Below are 21397 nucleotides of genomic sequence, written 5' to 3'. Positions count from 1 at the left end.
AAGGGCGACACGAACGGGTGAAGCAGTAGGCGCACGTGTCCCTTGTCGTCTCCACCGGTAACCTCACACACATGGCCTCACGTCAGTCCGCAGCCAAGAAGCCGCCCGCGAAGAAGGCGGCCGCTCCGACGAAGGCTCCGGCGAAGAAGGCCGCCCCGGCGAAAAAGGCCGCCGCGAAGAAGGCGCCCGCCAAGAAAGCCGCGGCGAAAAAGGCCCCACCCGCGCCGGCGCCCAACCCGACCGCGGGCGTGTACAAACTCGTACGCGCCCTCTGGCTCGGTGTCGCGCACGCCGTCGGAGCGATGTTCCGCGGCATAGGGCGGGGCGCGAAGGGACTCGACCCTGCGCACCGCAAGGACGGTCTCGCGCTCCTGCTGCTCGGCCTCGCGCTGATCGTCGCGGCGGGTACCTGGTCCAATCTGCGCGGCCCCGTGGGCGACCTCGTCGAGATGCTGGTGACCGGCGCCTTCGGCCGCCTCGACCTGCTCGTCCCGATACTGCTCGGCGTCATCGCGGCCCGGCTCATCCGGCACCCCGAGCAGCCCGAGGCCAACGGCCGCATCGTGATCGGCCTGTCCGCGCTCGTCATCGGCGTGCTCGGCCAGGTCCACATCGCCTGCGGAGCGCCCGCGCGCAGCGACGGCATGCAGGCGATAAGGGACGCCGGCGGGCTCATCGGCTGGGGCGCGTCCACCCCACTGACGTACACGATGGGCGACGTCCTCGCCGTACCGCTCCTGGTGCTGCTGACCGTCTTCGGTCTGCTGGTCGTCACGGCGACCCCGGTCAACGCGATTCCGCAGCGGCTGCGGCTGCTCGGCCAGAAGCTGGGCATCGTCCAGGCCGACGTCGACGAGGACGACCTCGGCGAGGACGACGAGCGCTACGACGAGCAGTGGCGCGAGGCGCTCCCCGCGCGCTCCCGGAGGCGCTCGCGCGCCCCTGAGGCGTATGACCCCGACAACGCCGAACAGGAGGCGCTCACCAAGCGCCGGGGCCGCCCCAGGCGGCTCGCGGTGCAGCAGCCGGACATGAGCCGGCCGATGGACGCCGTGGACGTCGCCGCGGCGGCCGCTGCCGCGCTCGACGGGGCCGTGCTGCACGGCATGCCGCCCTCGCCGCTGGTCGCCGATCTGACGCAGGGCGTCAGCGTGGAGCGGGACGGGTACGAGGAGACGACGCCCGTCCCGGCCGCGCGCGCCAAGGGCACCAAGGCGCCCAAGCAGGAGATGCTCAAGGTCGAGTCCGTCGTGCCCGACCTCACCAAGGCCGCGCCCGACGAGCCACGCGACCTGCCCCCGCGCGCGGAGCAGCTCCAGCTCTCCGGCGACATCACCTACTCCCTGCCGTCGCTCGACCTCCTGGAGCGCGGCGGCCCCGGCAAGACGCGCAGCGCCGCCAACGACACGGTGGTCGCCTCGCTGTCGAACGTCTTCATGGAGTTCAAGGTCGACGCCGCCGTCACCGGCTTCACGCGCGGTCCGACGGTCACGCGGTACGAGGTCGAGCTCGGCCCCGCCGTGAAGGTCGAGCGCATCACCGCGCTCACCAAGAACATCGCGTACGCCGTCGCCAGCCCCGACGTGCGGATCATCAGCCCGATCCCCGGCAAGTCCGCGGTCGGCATCGAGATCCCCAACACCGACCGCGAGATGGTCAACCTCGGTGACGTCCTGCGCCTCGCGGACGCGGCCGAGGACGACCACCCGATGCTGGTCGCGCTCGGCAAGGACGTCGAGGGCGGCTATGTGATGGCCAACCTCGCGAAGATGCCGCACGTCCTGGTGGCCGGAGCGACCGGTTCCGGTAAATCGTCATGCATTAACTGCCTGATTACGTCCGTCATGGTCCGCGCGACCCCCGAGGACGTGCGCATGGTCCTCGTCGACCCCAAACGCGTCGAGCTGACCGCCTACGAGGGCATCCCGCACCTGATCACACCGATCATCACCAACCCGAAGCGGGCCGCCGAGGCCCTGCAGTGGGTCGTACGCGAGATGGACCTGCGCTACGACGACCTCGCGGCGTTCGGCTACCGGCACATCGACGACTTCAACGAGGCCATCAGGAACGGCAAGGTGAAGCTGCCGGAAGGCAGCGAGCGCGAGCTGAGCCCGTACCCGTACCTGCTGGTGATCGTCGACGAGCTCGCCGACCTCATGATGGTCGCGCCGCGCGACGTCGAGGACGCGATCGTGCGCATCACGCAGCTCGCGCGCGCGGCCGGCATCCACCTGGTGCTCGCCACGCAGCGGCCGTCCGTCGACGTCGTCACCGGTCTGATCAAGGCGAACGTGCCGTCCCGGCTCGCCTTCGCCACCTCCTCGCTCGCCGACAGCCGCGTCATCCTCGACCAGCCGGGCGCCGAGAAACTGATCGGCAAGGGCGACGGGCTGTTCCTGCCGATGGGCGCCAACAAACCCACCCGTATGCAGGGTGCCTTCGTGACCGAGGACGAGGTCGCGGCCATCGTCCAGCACTGCAAGGACCAGATGGCGCCCGTCTTCCGGGACGACGTCACCGTCGGCGCCAAGCAGAAGAAGGAGATCGACGAGGACATCGGCGACGACCTCGACCTGCTGTGCCAGGCGGCCGAACTGGTCGTCTCCACGCAGTTCGGTTCCACCTCGATGCTCCAGCGCAAGCTCCGCGTCGGCTTCGCCAAGGCGGGGCGCCTGATGGACCTCATGGAGTCCCGCGGCGTCGTCGGGCCGAGCGAGGGCTCCAAGGCGCGTGACGTTCTTGTGAAGGCTGATGAGCTGGATGGAGTGCTCGCCGTGATACGTGGGGAAGCTGAAGGGTAAGGAATCGGGCAGGTCGGTCACCGGGCGGGTGGGTTCGCGGCAGCCGGACAGGCGAACGTGACTCACCCGTAAGCGATCGGCGGGCAACCGTTTCCCCTCGGCGTACGTCAATTTGAGGGAGGGGACACGTACATGTCCCAGCATCAGGATGACCGGCCATTCTGATGGCGTACAAAGTCCTACCGCCCGGTTGCCCCACCCTTTCGTACCCCCCCTAGACTGAACCTCCAGCACAGGTGGCTACACGCTCGAAAGGCGCCCCCGTGTCCATCGGCAACTCCCCCGACGGCAACTCCCCCGAAGACGAGCGTCCGTTCGAAGACGACCGCGAGACCGAGCAGTTTTCGATCGGCCGTGCCCTGCAGCAGGCGCGCATCGAAGCCGGGCTGACCGTCGACGACGTCAGCAACGCCACCCGGGTCCGCATCGGCATTGTGCAAGCGATCGAGCAGGACGACTTCGCCCCCTGCGGCGGCGACGTCTACGCGCGCGGTCACATCCGGACCCTGGCACGCGCCGTCCGCCTCGATCCGGCCCCGCTCCTCGCCCGGTACGACGCCGAGCACGGCGGGCGCCCCGCACCGACACCGGCCGCCCCGCTCTTCGAGGCGGAACGTATCCGTCCCGAGCGCCGCGGGCCGAACTGGACGGCGGCCATGGTCGCGGCGATCGTCGCGGTGATCGGCTTCGTCGGGTTCACCGTCGTCAAGGGCAGCGACAGCGGGAGTGACGCGAAGACGCAGGTCGCCGAGGGGTCCACGCCGACCGCGAGCAAGACCACCCCCTCGGCCACGCCCGAGAGCAGCAAGCCCGCCGACCCGAAGCCCGATCCGTCCGACAGTGCCATCGCCGCCGCCCCCGCGGACAAGGTGACCGTCCAGGTGAGCGCCACCGACGGCCGCAGCTGGATCTCCGCCAAGGACCACAACGGCCGGATGCTCTTCGACGGGCTGCTGAACAAGGGCGAGTCGAAGACCTTCCAGGACAACTCGAAGATCAACCTCATCCTCGGCGACGCCGGCGCGATCCAGCTGTACGTGAACGGCAAGAAGATCGAGGACGCCTTCCAGCCCGGCGCGGTCGAGCGTCTCACGTATACGAAGGGCGACCCCCAGGTCGGATAACGGTCCGAAGGGGTATGCCGGTACGGGGTTGGCCAAGATCGGCCAACCCCGTCGACGTGGGCTGTCAGCGGGACGAAGTAGTCTTGAGCCCATGCCTGAACGCCGTACCGTCGCACTCGTCACCCTTGGCTGCGCCCGTAACGAGGTGGACTCGGAGGAGCTCGCAGGCCGCTTGGAGGCGGACGGCTGGCAACTCGTGGAGGACGCCGAGGATGCGGACGTAGCCGTCGTCAACACCTGTGGCTTCGTCGAGGCCGCCAAGAAGGACTCCGTAGACGCCCTCCTCGAAGCCAATGACCTCAAGGGGCATGGCAGAACCCAGGCCGTCGTGGCGGTGGGCTGCATGGCCGAGCGGTACGGCAAGGAGCTCGCCGAGGCGCTGCCCGAGGCCGACGGCGTGCTCGGCTTCGATGACTACACCGACATCTCCGACCGCCTCCAGACCATCCTGAACGGCGGCATCCACGCCTCCCACACCCCGCGCGACCGCCGCAAGCTGCTGCCGATCAGCCCGGCCGAGCGCCAGAGCGCAGGCGAGGAAGTGGCCCTTCCCGGTCACGGCGCCCCTTCGGACCTCCCCGAGGGCGTGGCCCCGGTGTCCGGCCCGCGCGCGCCCTTGCGCCGCCGCCTCGACGGCTCGCCCGTCGCCTCGGTGAAGCTCGCCTCCGGCTGCGACCGGCGCTGCTCCTTCTGCGCCATCCCGTCCTTCCGCGGCTCGTTCATCTCGCGCCGCCCCAGCGACGTACTGAACGAGGCGCGCTGGCTCGCCGAGCAGGGCGTCAAGGAGATCATGCTGGTCTCCGAGAACAACACCTCGTACGGCAAGGACCTGGGCGACATCCGCCTCCTGGAGACCCTGCTGCCCGAGCTCGCCGAGATCAAGGGCCTCGAGCGCGTGCGGGTCAGCTACCTGCAGCCCGCCGAGATGCGCCCCGGACTCATCGACGTCCTGACGTCGACACCGGACATCGCGCCCTACTTCGACCTGTCCTTCCAGCACTCCGCGCCCGACGTGCTGCGCGCGATGCGGCGCTTCGGCGACACCGACCGCTTCCTGGAGCTGCTCGACACGATCCGCTCCAAGGGCCCGCAGGCCGGTGTGCGGTCCAACTTCATCGTGGGCTTCCCTGGCGAGACCGAGGCCGATCTCGCGGAACTGGAGCGGTTCCTCACCAACGCGCGCCTCGACGCGATCGGCGTCTTCGGGTACTCCGACGAGGAGGGCACGGAAGCGGCGACGTACGAGCACAAGCTCGACCAGGACGTGGTCGACGAGCGCCTCGCGCGCGTGTCCCGGCTCGCCGAGGAGCTGGTCGCGCAGCGCGCCGAGGAGCGCGTCGGCGAGACCGTGTACGTGCTCGTCGAGTCCATCGACGACGAGGAGGGCGCGGTCGGCCGCGCCGCGCACCAGGCGCCCGAGACGGACGGCCAGGTGCTGTTCACGAGCAGCGAAGGTCTGACCGTCGGCCGTATCGTCGAGGCCAAGGTGGTCGGTACGGAAGGTGTCGATCTGGTGGCCGAGCCGCTCCTGGGCTCGCTCCCGTGTACTGAGGAGGCGGGCAGATGACCGGAGTCCCGGCATCCGCGGCGGGCGGCTCCTCCAGCGCGAAAGGTGCGGCGGGCGCTCCCGGCGCACCCGGCGTTCCGGGGGGCGCGAAGCCGGCGCGAGGCGGGAAGCTGGGCGCTGCGGCCGTCAACCAGGCCAGCCTCTGGAACATCGCGAACATCCTGACCATGATCCGGCTCGTCCTCGTGCCGGGTTTCGTGGCCCTGATGCTGGCCGACGGGGGGTACGACCCCGCCATGCGCGCGTGGGCCTGGGCGGCCTTCGCCGTCGCCATGATCACCGACATCTTCGACGGCCATCTGGCGCGCACGTACAACCTCGTCACCGACTTCGGGAAGATCGCCGACCCCATCGCCGACAAGGCGATCATGGGCGCGGCGCTGATCTGTCTGTCCTCGCTCGGCGATCTGCCGTGGTGGGTGACAGGGGTGATCCTCGGGCGTGAGCTCGGGATCACCCTGCTGCGCTTCGTGGTGATCCGTTACGGGGTCATCCCGGCGAGCCGCGGCGGCAAGCTGAAGACGCTGACGCAGGGCACGGCGGTCGGGATGTACATCCTGGCGCTGACGGGGCCGCTGGCCACCCTCAGGTTCTGGGTGATGGCCGTGGCGGTCGTCCTGACGGTCGTGACAGGGCTCGACTACGTAAGACAGGCCATTGTGCTGCGCAGGCGTGGAATCGCCGAGCGGCAGGCGGTGGCCGAGGAGGCGGAGCGGTGAGTTCGCCGGCCGCCGAAGTGCTGCGACTACTCACGGTGAGGGGCGAGACGCTCGCCGTCGCCGAGTCGCTCACCGGTGGTCTGGTGGCGGCGGAGATCACCGCGACGCCCGGTGCCTCGAAGGCCTTCCGGGGCTCCGTGACCGCGTACGCCACCGAGCTCAAGCACCAGCTGCTCGGCGTCGACGCCACTCTGCTGGCCGAGCGCGGTGCGGTGGATCCGCAGGTCGCGGCCCAGATGGCGGTCGGAGTGCGGAAGGCCCTGGGTGCCGACTGGGGAATCGCGACCACCGGAGTCGCCGGTCCCGAACCTCAGGACGGGCACCCGGTCGGGACGGTTTTCGTGGCCGTCGATGGGCCGTCCGATGCGATTTTTCATGCCGTTGGTGGCGGGAAAGTCGTACCGCTGCGGTTGAACGGCGATCGTGCGGAAATCCGTATGGAGAGTGTACGGAGCGTACTCGCACTGCTCCTGAAGGAGCTTGCGGGCGAACAGACCGGGAATGAGCGGGCACAGGATACGGAACAGAACGGGGGGTTTTGATGTTTGCAGCCCTGAGTGAACACGACATCGCTCCCCGCACGGCCGCGGCGCAAGGCGGTACGGTGGGGCGTGAAGGATGCGGCTACGCGGTCCGAGGAGGGAGCCACCGATGATTCTGCTCCGTCGCCTGCTGGGTGACGTGCTGCGTCGGCAGCGCCAGCGCCAGGGCCGTACTCTGCGCGAAGTCTCCTCGTCCGCCCGAGTTTCACTCGGCTATCTCTCCGAGGTGGAGCGGGGGCAGAAGGAGGCATCCTCCGAGCTGCTCTCCGCGATCTGCGACGCGTTGGACGTACGGATGTCCGAGCTCATGCGAGAAGTGAGCGACGAGCTCGCCCTCGCCGAGCTGGCACAGTCGGCTGCGGCCACCGAACCGGTGCCCGCGCCGGTGCGTCGCCCGATGCTCAATTCCGTATCGGTGACCGGCGTGCCACCGGAACGGGTCACGATCAAGGCACCTGCCGAGGCGGTTGACGTCGTCGCCGCCTGACGCTCACGAGCTCGTGCTCCTGAGCTGAGGATGCATGTGCGAAGCCCCGGCCGGGGCGTCTCCAGGGGAACCTGGGGGCGACGGCCGGGGCTTTTGCTTGTCCGCGCCTCCAACGGGACTCTCGACTGCCTCAAGTGACCCGAATTGTGCGTTTATGGCATGGTTGGTGGGATCGGATCGCAAGAAACGGAGGACCGGGATGTACGTCGTGAAGAGCCCCTTGTCCGACGCGGACCTGAAGATCGTGGCCGTGGCGCTGCAGGGCGCGCTGGTCGACCTGGTGGACCTCTCGCTCGTGGCGAAGCAGGTTCACTGGAACGTGGTCGGACCGCGCTTCCGTTCCATCCACCTCCAGCTCGACGAGGTCGTGGACACCGCGCGGCTGCACTCCGACACCGTGGCGGAGCGCGCCTCGACGCTGGGTGTCCCGCCGGACGGACGGGCCTCGACCGTGGCCACCAGCAGCGGCATTGGCGCGACGCCCGAGGGCTGGGTCAAGGACACCGACGCAGTGGGCACGCTGGTGGACGCGCTGAGCGCGGTGATCACGCGGATGCGGGAGCGTGTGGAGGCGACCGGGGAACCTGACCCTGTCAGCCAGGACATCTTCATCGGGATCACGGCCGACCTCGAGAAGCACCACTGGATGTTCCAGGCGGAGAACGGGTGACCGCCCTCGGGTTCCCGGGATGCGCCTGTGTGCCGCCGGTGCGCCCTGCCGGTGCGTGAGGGCGGCGTTCTAGCGTCGGGCTGGAGGTGGGCGCCATGGCAGGGCGAATAGTGCGCTGGGGGGCGGCACTGGGGCTCGGTGCGCTGTGGTGGTGGAGTGTGCTCCGGCTCGCGCTGGTGCCCGATGCGGGGGTGCTGGAGGGGGCGGTCGCGGCCGGGGGTTGGGGGCTGAGCCTGCTGCCGGTGCACTGTGTGCCGAAGGCTCGGGCGGTGGGTGCCGTGGGGTCGGATCAGTGGTGGCCGGCGATGCGGGAGGCGTGGCGGCGGCGGAGGGCTCGCAGGGGGCCTGCGGGCGGCGTGCGATAGGGGGTGGAGGCGCTCGGTGGGGAGGGGGCGGACGTCGGGGCGCTCTTCGCAAGGAAGGGCGGCGGTGGGCGCCGTGAAGGGCGCGCCGGGGCGTGTAGGGGCGTGTGGGGGGAGTGCGTGAGCGCGCGGGGGGTGTGCCGAGGTCCCGGCGAGTGGGCTACCAGGGCATCGCGACGCCGCCGTTGGGGCGGAGGATCTGGCCCGTGGTGAACGCCGAGGCGTCGGACGCCAGGTGCAGTACGGCGTGGGCGATGTCCTCGGGTTCGCCGACCCGGCCCAGCGGGGACAGCCGGGCCATGAACGCTTCGGTGTGCGCCTGTGCCTTCTCGTCGTGGCGGTCGGTCATCGGCGTGCGGATCCATCCGGGCGCGACCGCGTTGACGCGGATGCCGTGCGGGCCGATCTCGGTCGCCAGGGTCTTCGTCAACTGGACGACCGCCGCCTTCGCCGCGCCGTAACAGAGCAGGCCGGGGCCGCCGGTGTCGACGGCGCCGGAGGCCATCGTGATGATGCTGCCGCGGATGCCTTTTGTGATCATGAGGCGAGCCGCTTCCTGGCAGGCGTACAGCACACCCTTGAAGTTGATGCCCAGTACCCGGTCGAGATCCTCGTCACGGGTCTCCAGCACCGGACTGCTGTGCATGATTCCGGCGACCGCCGCCATGACGTCGAGTCGTTCGCAGGACTCGATGGCCTGCTTGAGCTGGGCGTGGTCGGTGACGTCGAGCGGGTGGGTGCGGGCGGTGCCGCCCTGGTCCTTGATCAGGGTCGCCGTCTCATGCAGGCCCTGCGCGTCGCGGTCCGCGCAGTGGACGGTGGCGCCCGCCTCCGAGAGCAGGATGGCGGATGCGCGGCCTATGCCACTGGCGGCGCCGGTGACGAATGCGGTGCGTCCGGTGAGGTCGTACGCCTTGAGGGGCATGAAGGGACGGTACGAGGGTTTCTGACGGGCCGTCAATTAGTCGTACGTCGGGGACTGGTACGGGGTTGGGCGCCGCTCGGTGGCGGGGTGGGGCCCGCTTGGCATCTCGGGCACCAGTAGGTGGGGCGCTCGCGGGAGCCGTCGCCCTGGTCGGCCGTACGGATCGGGGTCCGGCAGCGCAGGCAGGGGCGGGGCGTGCGGCCGTACACGAAGAGGTTCTGGTCGCGGCGGCCCGTGGTGCTGCGCGCCGGACGGTCGCGGTTGGCCTCCAGGAGCTTCTTGGCGAGGGCAGGCAGCTTGGCGGCGCGATCGGCGGGGACGTCGCCGATGGGGAGCCAGGGGGTGACCCCGAGGAGGAAACACAGCTCGCTCTTGTAGACATTGCCGATGCCGGCGAGATTGCGCTGGTCGAGCAGGGCCTCGCCGAGGGGGCGGGCGGGGTCACGCAACAGGTTCTCCAGGGCCTTGTCCGGGTCCCAGTCGGGGCCCAGGAGATCGGGGCCGAGATGGCCGACGGCGCGGTCCTCGTCGGTGGTGCGGAGCAGCTCCAGTACGGGCAGGCGGTAGCCGACGGCTGTGCGGTCCGCGGTGCCGAGGACGGCACGGATCTGGTGCGTGGGGCCGCCGGTCCAGCGCTGACCGTTCGCGTACACCTTCCACGAGCCGTCCATCCGCAGATGCGAGTGCAGGGTCAGCCCGCCCTCGATCCGGGCGAGGAGGTGCTTGCCGCGCGGGGTGACATCCAGGACGGAGCGGCCGGTGAGGTCGGCGGTGGCGTACTTGGGCACCCGCAGGTCGGAGCGGGTCAGCACCTTGCCCGCGAGGGCGATGTGCAGTCGTCTCGCGGCCTGCCAGACGGTGTCTCCTTCGGGCATGGGACCAGGGTGGCATGTCGGGGAGAGGGCGTCTTCGGCGATCCGTTGTCCGGGATGGCCGGGGCCCTCTCCGGGGCGGTCATGGTTCTCGAAGCGGATTCACGCGCGCAGGCGCAGTCCGCGGGGGGTCGCGATGAAGCCTGCTCCTTCCAGGAGGGTGCCGAAGGGGGATGTCAGGGCGGAGGCGCCATTGACCCGCTCCACCGTGACCGTGCCGAGGGAGCCCGCGCGGGCGGCCACGGCGAGGGCCTCGGCGGCGGCGCGCAGACGTGCGTCTTCCATGACCGCGCCGTCCGGGGCGGAGGGCCAGGCCAGCAGGGTCTTGCCGCCGCGCTCCATGTACAGGGTCAGCTCGCCGTCGACGAGTACGACCAGGGACCCCGCCTTGCGGCCCGGCTTGTGCCCCGCGCCGGTCGGGGGCTCGGGCCAGGGGAGGGCCGCGCCGTAGGCGTTGGCGGGGTCGGCGGCGGCCAGGACCACGGCTTGGGTCGTCGCGCGGGAGCGGGAGCGGTTGTTCGAGTAGTGGCTGGTGGGGAAAGCGGGGCCGTTGGAGAAGGCGGAGCGGGCCGCGGAGGCGGAGCGGGCGGGGGAGGCGGAGTCGGCGGAGAAGCTGTGGGCGTCGGGGTAGTCGGAGCCGTCCGGGAATCCGGAGGCGTTCGCCGGGCCGAGGTCGAGGGGATGGCCGAAGGCGTCCATCGGGGCTTGGTCGTCAGGGAATCCAGGGGTGTGTCCGTAGCCGCCGTCGCGGGAGAATTCGGAGGCGTGCGCCGAGCCGCCATCACCGGGGAATCCGGAAGCGTGTCCGGGGCCGCCGTCGCTGTGGAAGCCGGAAGTGTGCGCGTTGCCGCCGTCGGCGGGGAAGCCGTAGGCGTTTGCGGAGCCGCGATCGCCCGGGAAGCCGTCCCGGCCAGGGAAGCCGTTCGCGACGTCGGGTTCGGACAGGGCCTCGCCCCGGTCCCGCGCGTTCGCCGCCGCGCGCAGGCGGTCCACCGCGCCGTCCATCGCGAACTGGGCGGCGCCGAGACCCTCCACCACATAGCCACGGCGTGCCTGGCCGCTGTCCTCGAAGGCGGAGAGGATGCGGTATATCGCCGAGAAGCCGCCCTCGACGCCCTCCGCGGCGACGGCGCCCCGCGTCACCACGCCGTGCCGGTCGAGCAGTGTGCGGGCCAGGGCGTGAGCGCGCACGGTGGGGTCGGGGTCGCGGGCCGCAAGCAGTGACCAACGGCCCGCGACGGTCGGCGGTCCGGTACGGGACTGGGGGCGTGCGGCGCCGGTCAGGGAGCCGTAACGCCCGCGCGGGACCGAGCGCTTGGCGCGGTGGGCCGTGGAGCCTGCCGTACGGCCGGAGCCGAGCAGGGCGCGCATCGGCGCGAGCGTGTCGTTCGTGAGCCGTCCGGACCAGGCAAGGTCCCAGATGGTGTCGGCCAGTTGGGGATCGGTGACGTCGGGGTGTGTGGTGGCGCGCACCTGGTCGGCGATCTGGCGGAAGAAGAGGCCGTAGCCCCCGGAGAGGGTGTCCAGGACCGACTGGTGAAGCGCGGTCAGCTCAAGGGGGTGCGGGGCCGGCAGGAGCAGTGGTGCCGTGTCCGCCAGATACAGCGAGACCCAGCCGTCCTTGCCGGGCAGCGCCCCGGCACCGGCCCAGACCACCTCCCCGGCGGCGGTGAGCTCGTCGAGCATCGCCGGGGTGTAACCGACGACCCGGGACGGCAGGACCAGCTTCTCCAGCGCGGAGGCGGGCACGGATGCGCCCTGCAACTGCTCGATGGCGCGCACCAGTCCGTCGATACCGCGCAGCCCGTGCCCGCTGCCGACGTGCTGCCACTGCGGCAGGAACTGCGCGAGCGCGGCGGGCGGCACCGGCTCCAGCTCGTGGCGCAGAGCCGCGAGCGAACGGCGTCGCAGCCTGCGCAGGACCGCCGCGTCGCACCACTCCTGGCCGATGCCCGCCGGATGGAACTCTCCTTGCACGACACGGCCGCTCGCGGCGAGTCGCTGCAGCGCTCCGTCCGTGACGGCCGTACCGAGACCGAAGCGGGCGGCGGCCGTGGTCGAGGTGAACGGGCCGTGGGTGCGCGCGTACCGCGCGAGGAGGTCGCCCAGCGGGTCCTTGACCGGCTCGGTGAAGGCCTCCGGGACGCCGACGGGCAGTGCGGTGCCCAGTGCGTCGCGCAAACGGCCCGCGTCCTCGATCGCCGCCCAGTGGTCGGCCCCGGCGATCCGGACCCGGATGGCGCGGCGGGCCGCCGCGAGCTCCTGGGCCCAGTGCGGCTCGGCGCCCCGCTCGGCCAGCTCGGCGTCCGTGAGCGGGCCGAGCAGGCGCAGGAGGTCCGCGACGCCTTCGGCGTCCTTGACGCGGCGATCCTCGGTGAGCCACTGGAGCTCGCGCTCCAGCTCGGTCAGGACGTCGGCGTCGAGCAGCTCGCGCAGCTCCGCCTGGCCGAGGAGTTCGGCGAGCAGCCGCGAGTCAAGCGACAGGGCGGCGGCGCGCCGCTCGGCGAGGGGTGAGTCGCCCTCGTACAGGAACTGGGCGACGTAGCCGAAGAGCAGGGAGCGGGCGAACGGCGACGGCTCCGGTGTAGTGACCTCGACGAGGCGCACCTTGCGGGACTCGATGTCGCCCATCAGCTCCGTGAGGCCCGGGACGTCGAAGACGTCCTGGAGGCATTCGCGGACCGCCTCCAGGACGATCGGGAACGATCCGAACTCGCTGGCCACCTGGAGCAGTTGGGCGGCGCGCTGGCGCTGCTGCCACAGCGGGGTGCGCTTGCCTGGGCTGCGGCGCGGCAGCAGCAGCGCGCGGGCGGCGCACTCGCGGAACCGGGAAGCGAACAGGGCCGAGCCGCCCACCTGGTCGGTGACGATCTGGTCGACCTCGCCCTTGTCGAAGGCGACGTCGGCCGCGCCGACGGGCGCCTGCTCCGCGTCGGCCGCCGTGTTCAAAGGAGTGCCCGTCTTCCTGGGCTCCTGGTCGAGCAGATCCAGGCCCATCAGGTCGGCGTCCGGCAGCCGCAGCACGATGCCGTCGTCGGCGTGCATGACCTGGGCGTCCATGCCGTACCGCTCGGAGAGCCGGGCGCCCAGCGCCAGGGCCCAGGGGGCGTGGACCTGGGCGCCGAAGGGGGAGTGCACGACGACCCGCCAGTCGCCCAGCTCGTCGCGGAACCGCTCGACGACGATGGTGCGGTCGTCCGGGATGTGCCCGCAGGCCTCGCGCTGTTCGGCGAGGTACGAGAGCACGTTGTCGGCCGCCCAGGCGTCCAGTCCCGCGGCGAGCAACCGGAGTCGGGCGTCGTCCTTGGGGAGCGAGCCGACCTCGCGGAGGAACGCGCCGACCGCGCGGCCCAGTTCGAGCGGACGGCCGAGCTGGTCGCCCTTCCAGAATGGCAGCCTGCCCGGGACGCCGGGTGCGGGTGAGACCAGGACGCGGTCACGGGTGATGTCCTCGATGCGCCAGGAACTGGTGCCGAGCGTGAAGACATCGCCGACGCGGGACTCGTAGACCATCTCCTCGTCGAGCTCGCCGACCCGGCCGCCGCCCTTCTTGGGGTCGGACCCCGCGAGGAAGACCCCGAAGAGCCCGCGGTCCGGAATCGTGCCTCCGGAGGTGACGGCGAGGCGCTGGGCACCGGGGCGGCCCGTGACCGTACCGGCGACGCGGTCCCACACCACGCGCGGCCGCAACTCCGCGAAGGCGTCGGACGGATAGCGGCCCGCGAGCATGTCGAGCACGGCGGTGAACGCCGACTCGGGGAGCGAGGCGAAGGGCGCCGCGCGCCGGACCGTGGCGAGCAGGTCGTCGACCTGCCAGGTGTCTAGCGCGGTCATGGCGACGAGCTGCTGGGCCAGCACGTCCAAGGGGTTGGCGGGGACCCGGAGGGACTCGATGGAGCCGGTGCGCATTCGCTCGGTGACCACGGCCGCCTGGACCAGGTCGCCCCGGTACTTGGGGAAGACGACGCCGGTGGAGACCGCGCCCACCTGGTGGCCCGCGCGGCCCACGCGCTGGAGGCCGGAGGCCACGGACGGGGGCGACTCGACCTGGACGACGAGGTCCACCGCGCCCATGTCGATGCCCAGCTCGAGACTGGAGGTGGCGACCACGGCGGGCAGGCGGCCCGCCTTCAGGTCCTCCTCGACGAGGGCCCGCTGCTCCTTGGAGACCGAGCCGTGATGGGCGCGGGCGATGACCGGAGGGGCGCCCTGCGCCGCGCCCGAGCCGCCCATCAGCTGGGCCGGGGCGTGAGCCTCCTCCAGGGGCTCGCCGGTCGCCCTCTCGTACGCGATCTCGTTCAGCCGATTGCAGAGCCGCTCCGCCAGGCGGCGGGAGTTGGCGAACACGATCGTGGACCGGTGGGCCTGGACGAGGTCGGTGATCCGCTCCTCGACGTGCGGCCAGATCGAGGGCTTTTCGGCTCCCTCATTGGCATCGGCGACCGGGGAGCCGCCCAACTCGCCCAGATCCTCGACCGGGACGACCACGGAGAGGTCGAACTCCTTACCGGACGGCGGCTGGACGATCTCCACCTTGCGCCGGGGCGAGAGATAGCGCGCGACCTCGTCCACCGGGCGCACGGTGGCGGAGAGGCCGATGCGGCGCGCGGGCTTGGGCAGCAGCTCGTCGAGGCGCTCCAGGGTGAGCGCCAGATGGGCGCCGCGCTTGGTGCCCGCCACCGCGTGCACCTCGTCCAGGATCACCGTGTCGATGCCCGTCAACGCGTCGCGCGTGGCCGACGTCAGCATGAGGAACAGCGACTCGGGGGTCGTGATCAGAATGTCCGGCGGACGCGTGGCCAAAGCGCGGCGCTCGGCGGCCGGGGTGTCGCCGGAGCGGATGCCCACCTTGACCTCGGGCTCGGGCAGCCCGAGGCGCACCGACTCCTGCCGGATACCGGTCAGCGGGCTGCGCAGATTCCTCTCGACGTCGACCGCGAGGGCCTTGAGTGGCGACACGTACAGCACCCGGCAGCGCTTCTTGGGGTCGGCCGGCGGCGGGGTCGAAGCCAGCTGATCGAGCGCGGCGAGGAACGCGGCCAGGGTCTTGCCGGAGCCGGTCGGGGCGACGACCAGCACGTCCGAGCCCTCGCCGATGGCCGCCCACGCCCCGGCCTGGGCCGCGGTGGGCGCGGAGAAGGCCCCCGTGAACCAGCCGCGGGTCGCGGGGGAGAAGCCGTCTAGGGCTCGGTGTGCGGAGCTGACCATGCGTCCATCCTGCACCCGGCCACTGACAATGGCTCTGACCTGCGAAAATGTCGTGACCGTGAGTGGTGCGGGCCGGTTCGGCGGATGCGCGGGCTGCTTCGGCGGGGGCGGCGGCCTCGCCCGTCCCCGCCCCCCCGTCCCCGTCCCCGGCCGCCCCCTGTCCCGGTCGCCCCAACTCACAACCCGACTGCCCCCGTCCCGACCGCCGCAGGCCGTCTGGCGGATGGCGGGTGGCGGGGGCGTGAGGCGCGAGGCGTGAGGCATCTCAGCCCGGCCGCGGGCTCGCCATCCCTGCCAGCCGGTCAACGGCCCGCGGCCGTGAGGCGGCTCCGGCCGTTGGCGCAGAATGGAAAACATGGCGGCTTCGGCGGAGCGGGCACGGCACTGGCAGTACGCGGAACTGCCCGGTGTCGATCTGCTGCGTGCCAGCTACGTCGAAAAGATCTTCGTGCGGCACACCCACGAGAACTTCGTGATCGCGGCCATCGCCGACGGCGTCGAGGTCTTCCACCACGGCGGCGCCGACCAGTACGCGGGCCCGGGAGCCCTGGCACTGGTCAACCCGGACACCCCGCACACCGGCCGTGCGGGCGTTCCCGAAGGCTGGCGGTACGGAGCGGTCTACCCGTCGCCGGAGCTGGTGGCCGAGATCGCCGCCGAGACCACCACGATCCGCGGTACCCCCGGATTCACCGGTCCCGTACTCGACGACCCGTATGCCGCGGGCCTGGTCCACCAGGTGCTCCGGGCCGCGGAGGAGGGCAACGCGCTCGCCGCCGACACCCTGCTGCGGGTCGCCGTGACCCGGCTGCTGCGCCTGAACGGTGGTCCGCTGCCTCAGCGGGCCGTGCACACCGCCGGCGCCCGCGTCGCGGCACGCGCGCGTGCCGTGTTGGAAGAGCGGATGGCCGAACCCCCGACCCTGGAGCTGCTGGCCGCCGACCTCGGCACCAGCCCGTTCGCGCTGTTGCGCGCGTTCCGCGACGTGTACGGCATGCCGCCCCACACCTGGCTGACCGATGCCCGGGTACGCCGGGCGTGCCATCTCCTGGACGCCGGTTCCGCGCCCGCCGAGGTGGCGGTCGCTGTGGGTTTCACCGACCAGCCGCACCTCAATCGGCACTTCACCCGGATCGTGGGCGTGCCCCCAGGCGCCTACCAGCGCGAGCGCAAGAACGTACAAGACCGTGACGGGCGGCTTCTCCTATCGTCCGGGACGTGGCAGAACAGACAGCTCTCGCAGACATACGCAGTGAAGACGGCGGAAAACCCGACGCCGCCGTCGTCCGGGACGCCCTGGGAGTCGGGGTCGCCGTCGGACTTTCCGGTTTCGCCTTCGGGGTGACCTCGGCCGGCAGCGGGCTCACGCTGCTGCAGACTTGCGCGCTCAGCCTCCTGGTGTTCACCGGCGCCTCGCAGTTCGCGCTCGTGGGCGCGCTCGCGGCTGGGGGCAACCCGCTCACGGCGGCCGCGGGAGCCTTCTTCCTCGGGGTACGCAACGCCTTCTACGGACTGCGCCTGTCGCAACTGCTGGCCCTCCCGCGCGCGGTGCGCCCGTTCGCCGCGCAGTGGGTCATCGACGAGACCACGGCCGTGGCGCTCGCCCAGCCCACCCGCCGCAGCGTCCGCATCGGCTTCACCGTCACTGGGGTCACTCTCTACGTGCTGTGGAACCTCACCACCCTGCTCGGCGCCGTCGGGGCGGAGGCCATCGGCGACACCGACGCGTGGGGGCTGGACGCCGCCGGTCCCGCCGTCTTCCTGGCACTGCTCGCGCCGATGCTGAAGACCACCACGGAGCGGGCGGTCGCGGGGATCGCGGTCCTTCTGGGACTCGGTCTGCTGCCCGTGCTGCCCGCGGGAGTCCCCGTACTGGTCGCCGCTCTGGCCGCCCCCGCCCTCCTCTACGTAGAGGGGCGCCGCAGTGTGAAGACCGCCAACGACGCACCAAGGGAAGACCGTTGAACATCTGGATCGCCATCGGCGCGACCGCCGTCGGCTGCTACGCCGTCAAACTCATCGGTCTGCTGGTCCCCGCCGGGGTACTGGAGCGGCCGCTCGTTCAGCGCCTGGCCGCCCTGCTGCCCGTCGCCCTCCTCGCGGCCCTCACGGCCCAGCAGACCTTCGCCGACGGGCGCGTCCTGGTGGTGGACGCGAAGGCCGCGGGACTCGCCGCGGCCGCCGTCGCACTGATCCTGCGTGCCCCCTTCCTGCTCGTGGTCGCCGCGGCCGTGGTGGTGACGGCCGGGGTACGGGCCGTGACGGGCTGACGTCCGGACACGCGGCCGGTTTCGGCCCGCACGCACGCGTGCGGCCCGAAACCGAGTACGACCGCAGTGCCGGGCCGCGCGGTCGAAGGAGCACAGATCGCCTGGGTACTGTGACGCGTCACAAGCCGCCCGTACGCCCCGCAGGAGCCCGCCGTGCCCCTCTCCGCAGCTGCCAGGGCACTCGCGCAGCGCTGCGAGCGCAGGGCCAACGATCTGGCCCGGTGCATGGCCCGAGAATCCTTCGAGGCGCTCCCCGGCTATCCGGAGCTCCCGGACGACGTGAAGGACCTGGAGATCGCCGCGACGGCCAGGCACGGCATCCGTCTGTTCCTGCGTCGTGCGGGCGACCTCCATCTTGCCCCGGACAACCTGCGCCTGTTCCGTGAGCGGGCCGCCCAGCGCGCCGAGGAGGGCATGCCGCTGCACCTGTTGCTGCGCACGCACTCGCTGGGCGCGTACATGCTGTGGCGGGCGCTGCGCGAGACGGCGCGGCCCGGCGAGGAGGCCGCCCTCGTGGAGCTGGTCGACCTCCTCCTGGAGTCGCACCACCGGGTCGTGGGCGCGGTGGCCGAGACATACGTCGTCGAGCGCACCGCCCTGGAGGCCGACGCCCGCGCGCAGCGCCGCTCCCTGGTACGCGGACTGCTGGACGGCGTACTCAAGCCCGGACACGTACTCCTGGACGAGCTCCGGATGGAAGGGCCCGCCCTGGTGCTCGCCCTCGACCTGGGCGCGTCCGTGGAGGGTCCCGTGGGCGAGCGACGTCGGCAGCGCCGGACACAGGCCGTCCTGGACCACGCCTTCGGAACGGAGGTGGCGGCGCTCCTGGACACCGGCCTGGGCCGTGCCGTCGTACCCAAGGAGTGCGAGCCGCCGGACGATCTCGCCCAGCGGCTGAGCAAGGCCCTGGGGACACCGGTCAGGGTCGCGCACGTGCCGGCCGCCGGGCCCGCCGAGATCCCGGAGGCGGCCCGCACCGCGACGGAGATCCTGCGCGTCACGCGCGCGTGCGGGCTGCCGCCGGGGCTGCACCGCCTGGAGGACGTCCTTTTGGAGTTCCACCTCTCGCGCCCCGACCCCAGCAGCCACAAGATCGCCGCTCTGCTCGATCCGGTCGCCGACCGCCCCGAACTCCTGGAGACCCTGCGGACCCACCTCGCGCACCAGCAGGACCGCAGGACCACCGCCACCGTCTTGGGGCTGCACCCGAACACCGTCGACAACCGGCTCGCCAAGATCGGCGAACAGACCGGCATCGACCTGTCGTCGCCCCGAGGGGCGGCCCTGGCAATCGCGGCACTGCTCCTCAGGGACACCCAGGACACGTCAGCCGATGGACCGTCCGTACGCCCGTAGCGTGCGCAGCGCCTCGATCGTCACCATGGGGCGGCACTCCAGGGCGGTGCCCGGCGCCCACTGACGCCAGCGGATCGGCCAGCCGCCGTCTTTCTCCTGTTCCTCGGCCAGGCAATCGAGCGAGCGCGTCATCTCCTCGTCGGTGAACCACGCGCGCGCGAGTGAGCCCGGCGTCTTCGCGTAGTCGTGCGGGAAGTGGTGCTCGCCCGGCGCGTAACCGGGTGCGACCGGGAACGTCTCGAGGCGCTCCGGGTCCAGCGCCGCGAGCCGGTTCTCGCGCACCAGGCGGCCCAGACGGTCGGCGGTCGCCTCCGCGCGCGGTCGGTCGGGCGCGGAGTCCAGGAAGGCCACGGCCGCCTCGATCTCGTACGGATGGGACTTCTCCAGGGACTCGACCGCCTGCCAGCAGAAGTCGGTGGCCCTGAACAGCCAGGCGTGCCACACCTCGTTGCGGTGCAGCAGGCCCACCACGGGCCCGGTGGCGAGGAGTTCGCTCGGCGGGTCGTCGACGATCGGCACGAAGGGAGCCGTCGGATAGCCGCGCTGGCTGGGATGGATCGCCGGCAGCGCGCCGTCCGGCGTCGACACGGAGGTCAGGTAGCGGCACACGCGCTCCACGCGCTGCCCGCTGCAGCGCCCGATCGAGTCGAGGACGCGCAGCGCGTGCCCGGTGTGCAGCGGCTGGCTGACCGGGCCGCGCAGATCGGGTTCGAGCGCGTGACCGTACCCGTCGTCCTCGTTGCGGTAGGCGGCCAGCGCGGTCTCCACCGCGTCGGCGCCGCCGTCGCCGTTGTTCAGGAAGTGGTACTCGAAGCGGCGTTGCTCCAGCACGCGCGCGGTGAGCCAGATGAAGCGCTCGGCGCGCGAGAGCGGGGAGTGTGCCGGGGGCGTCGGGGGGAGTGGGGATGCTCCTGTTTCGGCCATGCGTCAGACCGTAGGACGGAAAGCGGTCTCGACAAGGGGTCCCGGCCAGGGCCCACCCTCAGGGGCGGGATACTGGAGTCATGCGGTTGACGGTCTTCTGGCAGCGGATGGCGGATCACTTCGGTGAGGGGTACGCCGACACCTTCGCGCGCGATCATGTGATGACGGAGCTCGGCGGGCGTACCGTGCACGAGGCGCTGAACGCCGGCTGGGAGGCCAAGGACGTGTGGCGCGTGGTGTGCGCGGCCATGAACGTTCCGTACGAAAATCGCTGACGGACCACGAAGATCCGGGGGCGGGCACCGATTGTCGGTGGCGTGGGCGAGACTTGCACCGTGGCCCCGACAGACGAGACCGCGCAGGTCGACCAGCAGGCATCACCATTCGGCACGACGCCGCCCACTCCGCCTCCGGGCGGTGACGCCACAGGGCAGGGCGCGCGCATGCCGCGCTGGTTGCCGCGCGCGATGGTGCTCGCGCTGGCGCTCATCGCCGTCTTTCAGCTGGGCAGTTGGGCGTTCCACCAGCTGATAGGGCTGTTGATCAACATTCTCATCGCGTTCTTCCTGGCGCTCGCCATAGAACCCGCGGTGAGCTGGATGGCCTCGTACGGCATACGCCGGGGGCTGGCCACCTTCTTCGTCTTCTTCGGCCTGCTGATCGTGACCGCGGGATTCATCACGCTGCTCGGCTCGATGCTCGCGGGCCAGATCGTCAAGATGGTCGAGGGCTTCCCCGAGTACCTCGACTCGGTCATTAACTGGATCAATACGACCTTCCACACCGACCTGAGACGGGTGGACGTCCAGGACAGCCTGGTCCACTCCGACTGGCTGCGGAAGTACGTGCAGAACAGCGCGACCGGTGTCCTGGACGTGTCCGCACAGGTGCTGGGCGGTCTCTTCAAGCTGCTGACGATCACGCTGTTCTCGTTCTACTTCGCCGCCGACGGACCGCGGCTGCGGCGCACCCTGTGCTCCGTGCTGCCGCCCGCGCGGCAGGCCGAGGTGCTGCGCGCGTGGGAGATCGCCGTCGACAAGACCGGCGGCTATCTGTACTCGCGCGGCCTGATGGCGCTGATCTCGGGCATCGCGCACTACATCCTGCTGGAGTCCCTGGGCGTGCCCTACGCGCCTGTACTCGCCGTCTGGGTGGGGCTGGTCTCGCAGTTCATCCCCACGATCGGCACGTATCTCGCGGGCGCCCTGCCGATGCTGATCGCCTTCACGGTCAACCCCTGGTACGCGCTGTGGGTGCTGATCTTCGTCGTGATCTACCAGCAGTTCGAGAACTATGTGCTGCAACCCAAGCTGACCGCCAAGACCGTGGACATCCACCCCGCGGTCGCCTTCGGCTCGGTCATCGCGGGCACCGCGCTCCTCGGTGCCGTCGGCGCCCTGATCGCGATTCCCGCGGTCGCGACACTGCAGGCCTTCCTGGGGGCGTACGTGAAGCGGTACGACGTCACGGACGACCCCCGTGTGCACGGGCACCGGACAAGGGGCTCGAGCACCCTCTTCACGCGCGTGCGGCGGCTGTTCACCAGCTGATTCACCGGACGAGGTTC

18 protein-coding genes are annotated in these 21397 nt (G+C 71.3%); 14 read left to right on the top strand and 4 right to left on the bottom strand.

Annotated elements, in window-relative coordinates:
* Positions 1-71: 71 nt before the first annotated feature.
* The 8 genes from ACZ4WS_RS44020 (at position 72) to ACZ4WS_RS43985 (ending at position 8278) form a co-directional block, all read left to right on the top strand.
* The gene (locus ACZ4WS_RS44020) at positions 72-2804 is read left to right on the top strand and encodes a DNA translocase FtsK (RefSeq protein WP_467989273.1); all 2733 of its coding nucleotides are present in this window, start codon (positions 72-74) and stop codon (positions 2802-2804) included.
* 263 nt (positions 2805-3067) lie between these two features.
* The gene (locus ACZ4WS_RS44015) at positions 3068-3928 is read left to right on the top strand and encodes a helix-turn-helix domain-containing protein (protein ID WP_467989272.1); all 861 of its coding nucleotides are present in this window, start codon (positions 3068-3070) and stop codon (positions 3926-3928) included.
* A 91-nt stretch (positions 3929-4019) separates the two neighbouring features.
* Positions 4020-5495 carry a 30S ribosomal protein S12 methylthiotransferase RimO gene (rimO, locus tag ACZ4WS_RS44010; protein ID WP_467989270.1) on the top strand — a complete coding sequence of 492 codons (1476 nt, stop codon included), beginning with the start codon at positions 4020-4022 and terminating at the stop codon, positions 5493-5495.
* Positions 5492-6214 carry a CDP-diacylglycerol--glycerol-3-phosphate 3-phosphatidyltransferase gene (pgsA, locus tag ACZ4WS_RS44005; RefSeq protein ID WP_467989268.1) on the top strand — a complete coding sequence of 241 codons (723 nt, stop codon included), beginning with the start codon at positions 5492-5494 and terminating at the stop codon, positions 6212-6214. Before rimO ends, pgsA begins: the two co-directional genes overlap by 4 nt.
* Positions 6211-6756 carry a CinA family protein gene (locus ACZ4WS_RS44000; protein WP_467989266.1) on the top strand — a complete coding sequence of 182 codons (546 nt, stop codon included), beginning with the start codon at positions 6211-6213 and terminating at the stop codon, positions 6754-6756. The genes pgsA and ACZ4WS_RS44000 overlap by 4 nt, the downstream gene beginning before the upstream one ends.
* Before the next feature lie 109 nt (positions 6757-6865).
* Complete coding sequence (locus ACZ4WS_RS43995) at positions 6866-7243, top strand: helix-turn-helix domain-containing protein (RefSeq protein WP_037620346.1); 378 nt, start codon at positions 6866-6868, stop codon at positions 7241-7243.
* A gap of 199 nt (positions 7244-7442) precedes the next feature.
* Positions 7443-7913 (top strand): Dps family protein, encoded by a 471-nt coding sequence (locus tag ACZ4WS_RS43990; protein ID WP_467989264.1) that lies wholly within the window; start codon positions 7443-7445, stop codon positions 7911-7913.
* A 95-nt stretch (positions 7914-8008) separates the two neighbouring features.
* Positions 8009-8278, top strand: a complete 270-nt coding sequence (locus tag ACZ4WS_RS43985; protein ID WP_467989262.1) for a hypothetical protein — start codon at positions 8009-8011, stop codon at positions 8276-8278.
* A gap of 157 nt (positions 8279-8435) precedes the next feature.
* Here the strand turns inward: ACZ4WS_RS43985 and ACZ4WS_RS43980 are convergent, their stop codons facing one another.
* The 3 genes from ACZ4WS_RS43980 to ACZ4WS_RS43970 form a co-directional block, all read right to left on the bottom strand.
* Positions 8436-9200: an SDR family NAD(P)-dependent oxidoreductase gene (locus tag ACZ4WS_RS43980; protein ID WP_467989260.1), complete on the bottom strand. Its 765-nt coding sequence runs from the start codon at positions 9198-9200 to the stop codon at positions 8436-8438.
* A gap of 32 nt (positions 9201-9232) precedes the next feature.
* Positions 9233-10075 carry an Fpg/Nei family DNA glycosylase gene (locus ACZ4WS_RS43975; protein WP_467989258.1) on the bottom strand — a complete coding sequence of 281 codons (843 nt, stop codon included), beginning with the start codon at positions 10073-10075 and terminating at the stop codon, positions 9233-9235.
* A gap of 99 nt (positions 10076-10174) precedes the next feature.
* The gene (locus ACZ4WS_RS43970; RefSeq protein WP_467989256.1) at positions 10175-15280 is read right to left on the bottom strand and encodes an ATP-dependent helicase; all 5106 of its coding nucleotides are present in this window, start codon (positions 15278-15280) and stop codon (positions 10175-10177) included.
* Positions 15281-15635: 355 nt separating this feature from the next.
* Between ACZ4WS_RS43970 and ACZ4WS_RS43965 the strand changes: the two genes are divergently transcribed.
* The 4 genes from ACZ4WS_RS43965 to ACZ4WS_RS43950 all read left to right on the top strand — a co-directional run bounded on the left by ACZ4WS_RS43965 (position 15636) and on the right by ACZ4WS_RS43950 (position 18906).
* Positions 15636-16625, top strand: coding sequence for an AraC family transcriptional regulator (locus tag ACZ4WS_RS43965; RefSeq protein WP_467989254.1), 990 nt, complete (start codon positions 15636-15638; stop codon positions 16623-16625).
* Positions 16526-17245 carry an AzlC family ABC transporter permease gene (locus ACZ4WS_RS43960; protein WP_467989284.1) on the top strand — a complete coding sequence of 240 codons (720 nt, stop codon included), beginning with the start codon at positions 16526-16528 and terminating at the stop codon, positions 17243-17245. Before ACZ4WS_RS43965 ends, ACZ4WS_RS43960 begins: the two co-directional genes overlap by 100 nt.
* Positions 17242-17550 (top strand): AzlD domain-containing protein, encoded by a 309-nt coding sequence (locus ACZ4WS_RS43955; protein WP_467989253.1) that lies wholly within the window; start codon positions 17242-17244, stop codon positions 17548-17550. Before ACZ4WS_RS43960 ends, ACZ4WS_RS43955 begins: the two co-directional genes overlap by 4 nt.
* 153 nt (positions 17551-17703) lie before the next feature.
* Positions 17704-18906, top strand: a complete 1203-nt coding sequence (locus ACZ4WS_RS43950; protein ID WP_467989251.1) for a PucR family transcriptional regulator — start codon at positions 17704-17706, stop codon at positions 18904-18906.
* Here ACZ4WS_RS43950 and ACZ4WS_RS43945 read toward each other — a convergent pair.
* The gene (locus ACZ4WS_RS43945; RefSeq protein WP_467989249.1) at positions 18877-19830 is read right to left on the bottom strand and encodes a hypothetical protein; all 954 of its coding nucleotides are present in this window, start codon (positions 19828-19830) and stop codon (positions 18877-18879) included. The genes ACZ4WS_RS43950 and ACZ4WS_RS43945 overlap by 30 nt on opposite strands.
* An 80-nt stretch (positions 19831-19910) precedes the next feature.
* On the opposite strand from ACZ4WS_RS43945, the gene ACZ4WS_RS43940 reads away from it, so the two are divergent.
* Positions 19911-20105, top strand: coding sequence for a DUF3046 domain-containing protein (locus tag ACZ4WS_RS43940; protein WP_467989247.1), 195 nt, complete (start codon positions 19911-19913; stop codon positions 20103-20105).
* Between the two features lie 60 nt (positions 20106-20165).
* Positions 20166-21380 carry an AI-2E family transporter gene (locus tag ACZ4WS_RS43935; RefSeq protein WP_467989246.1) on the top strand — a complete coding sequence of 405 codons (1215 nt, stop codon included), beginning with the start codon at positions 20166-20168 and terminating at the stop codon, positions 21378-21380.
* Positions 21381-21397 lie beyond the last annotated feature (17 nt).

This window comes from Streptomyces sp. NPDC029292, assembly GCF_055569295.1.
The sequence above is the reverse complement of the archived record's forward strand: the minus strand, read 5'-3'. Positions and strand labels throughout refer to the sequence as shown.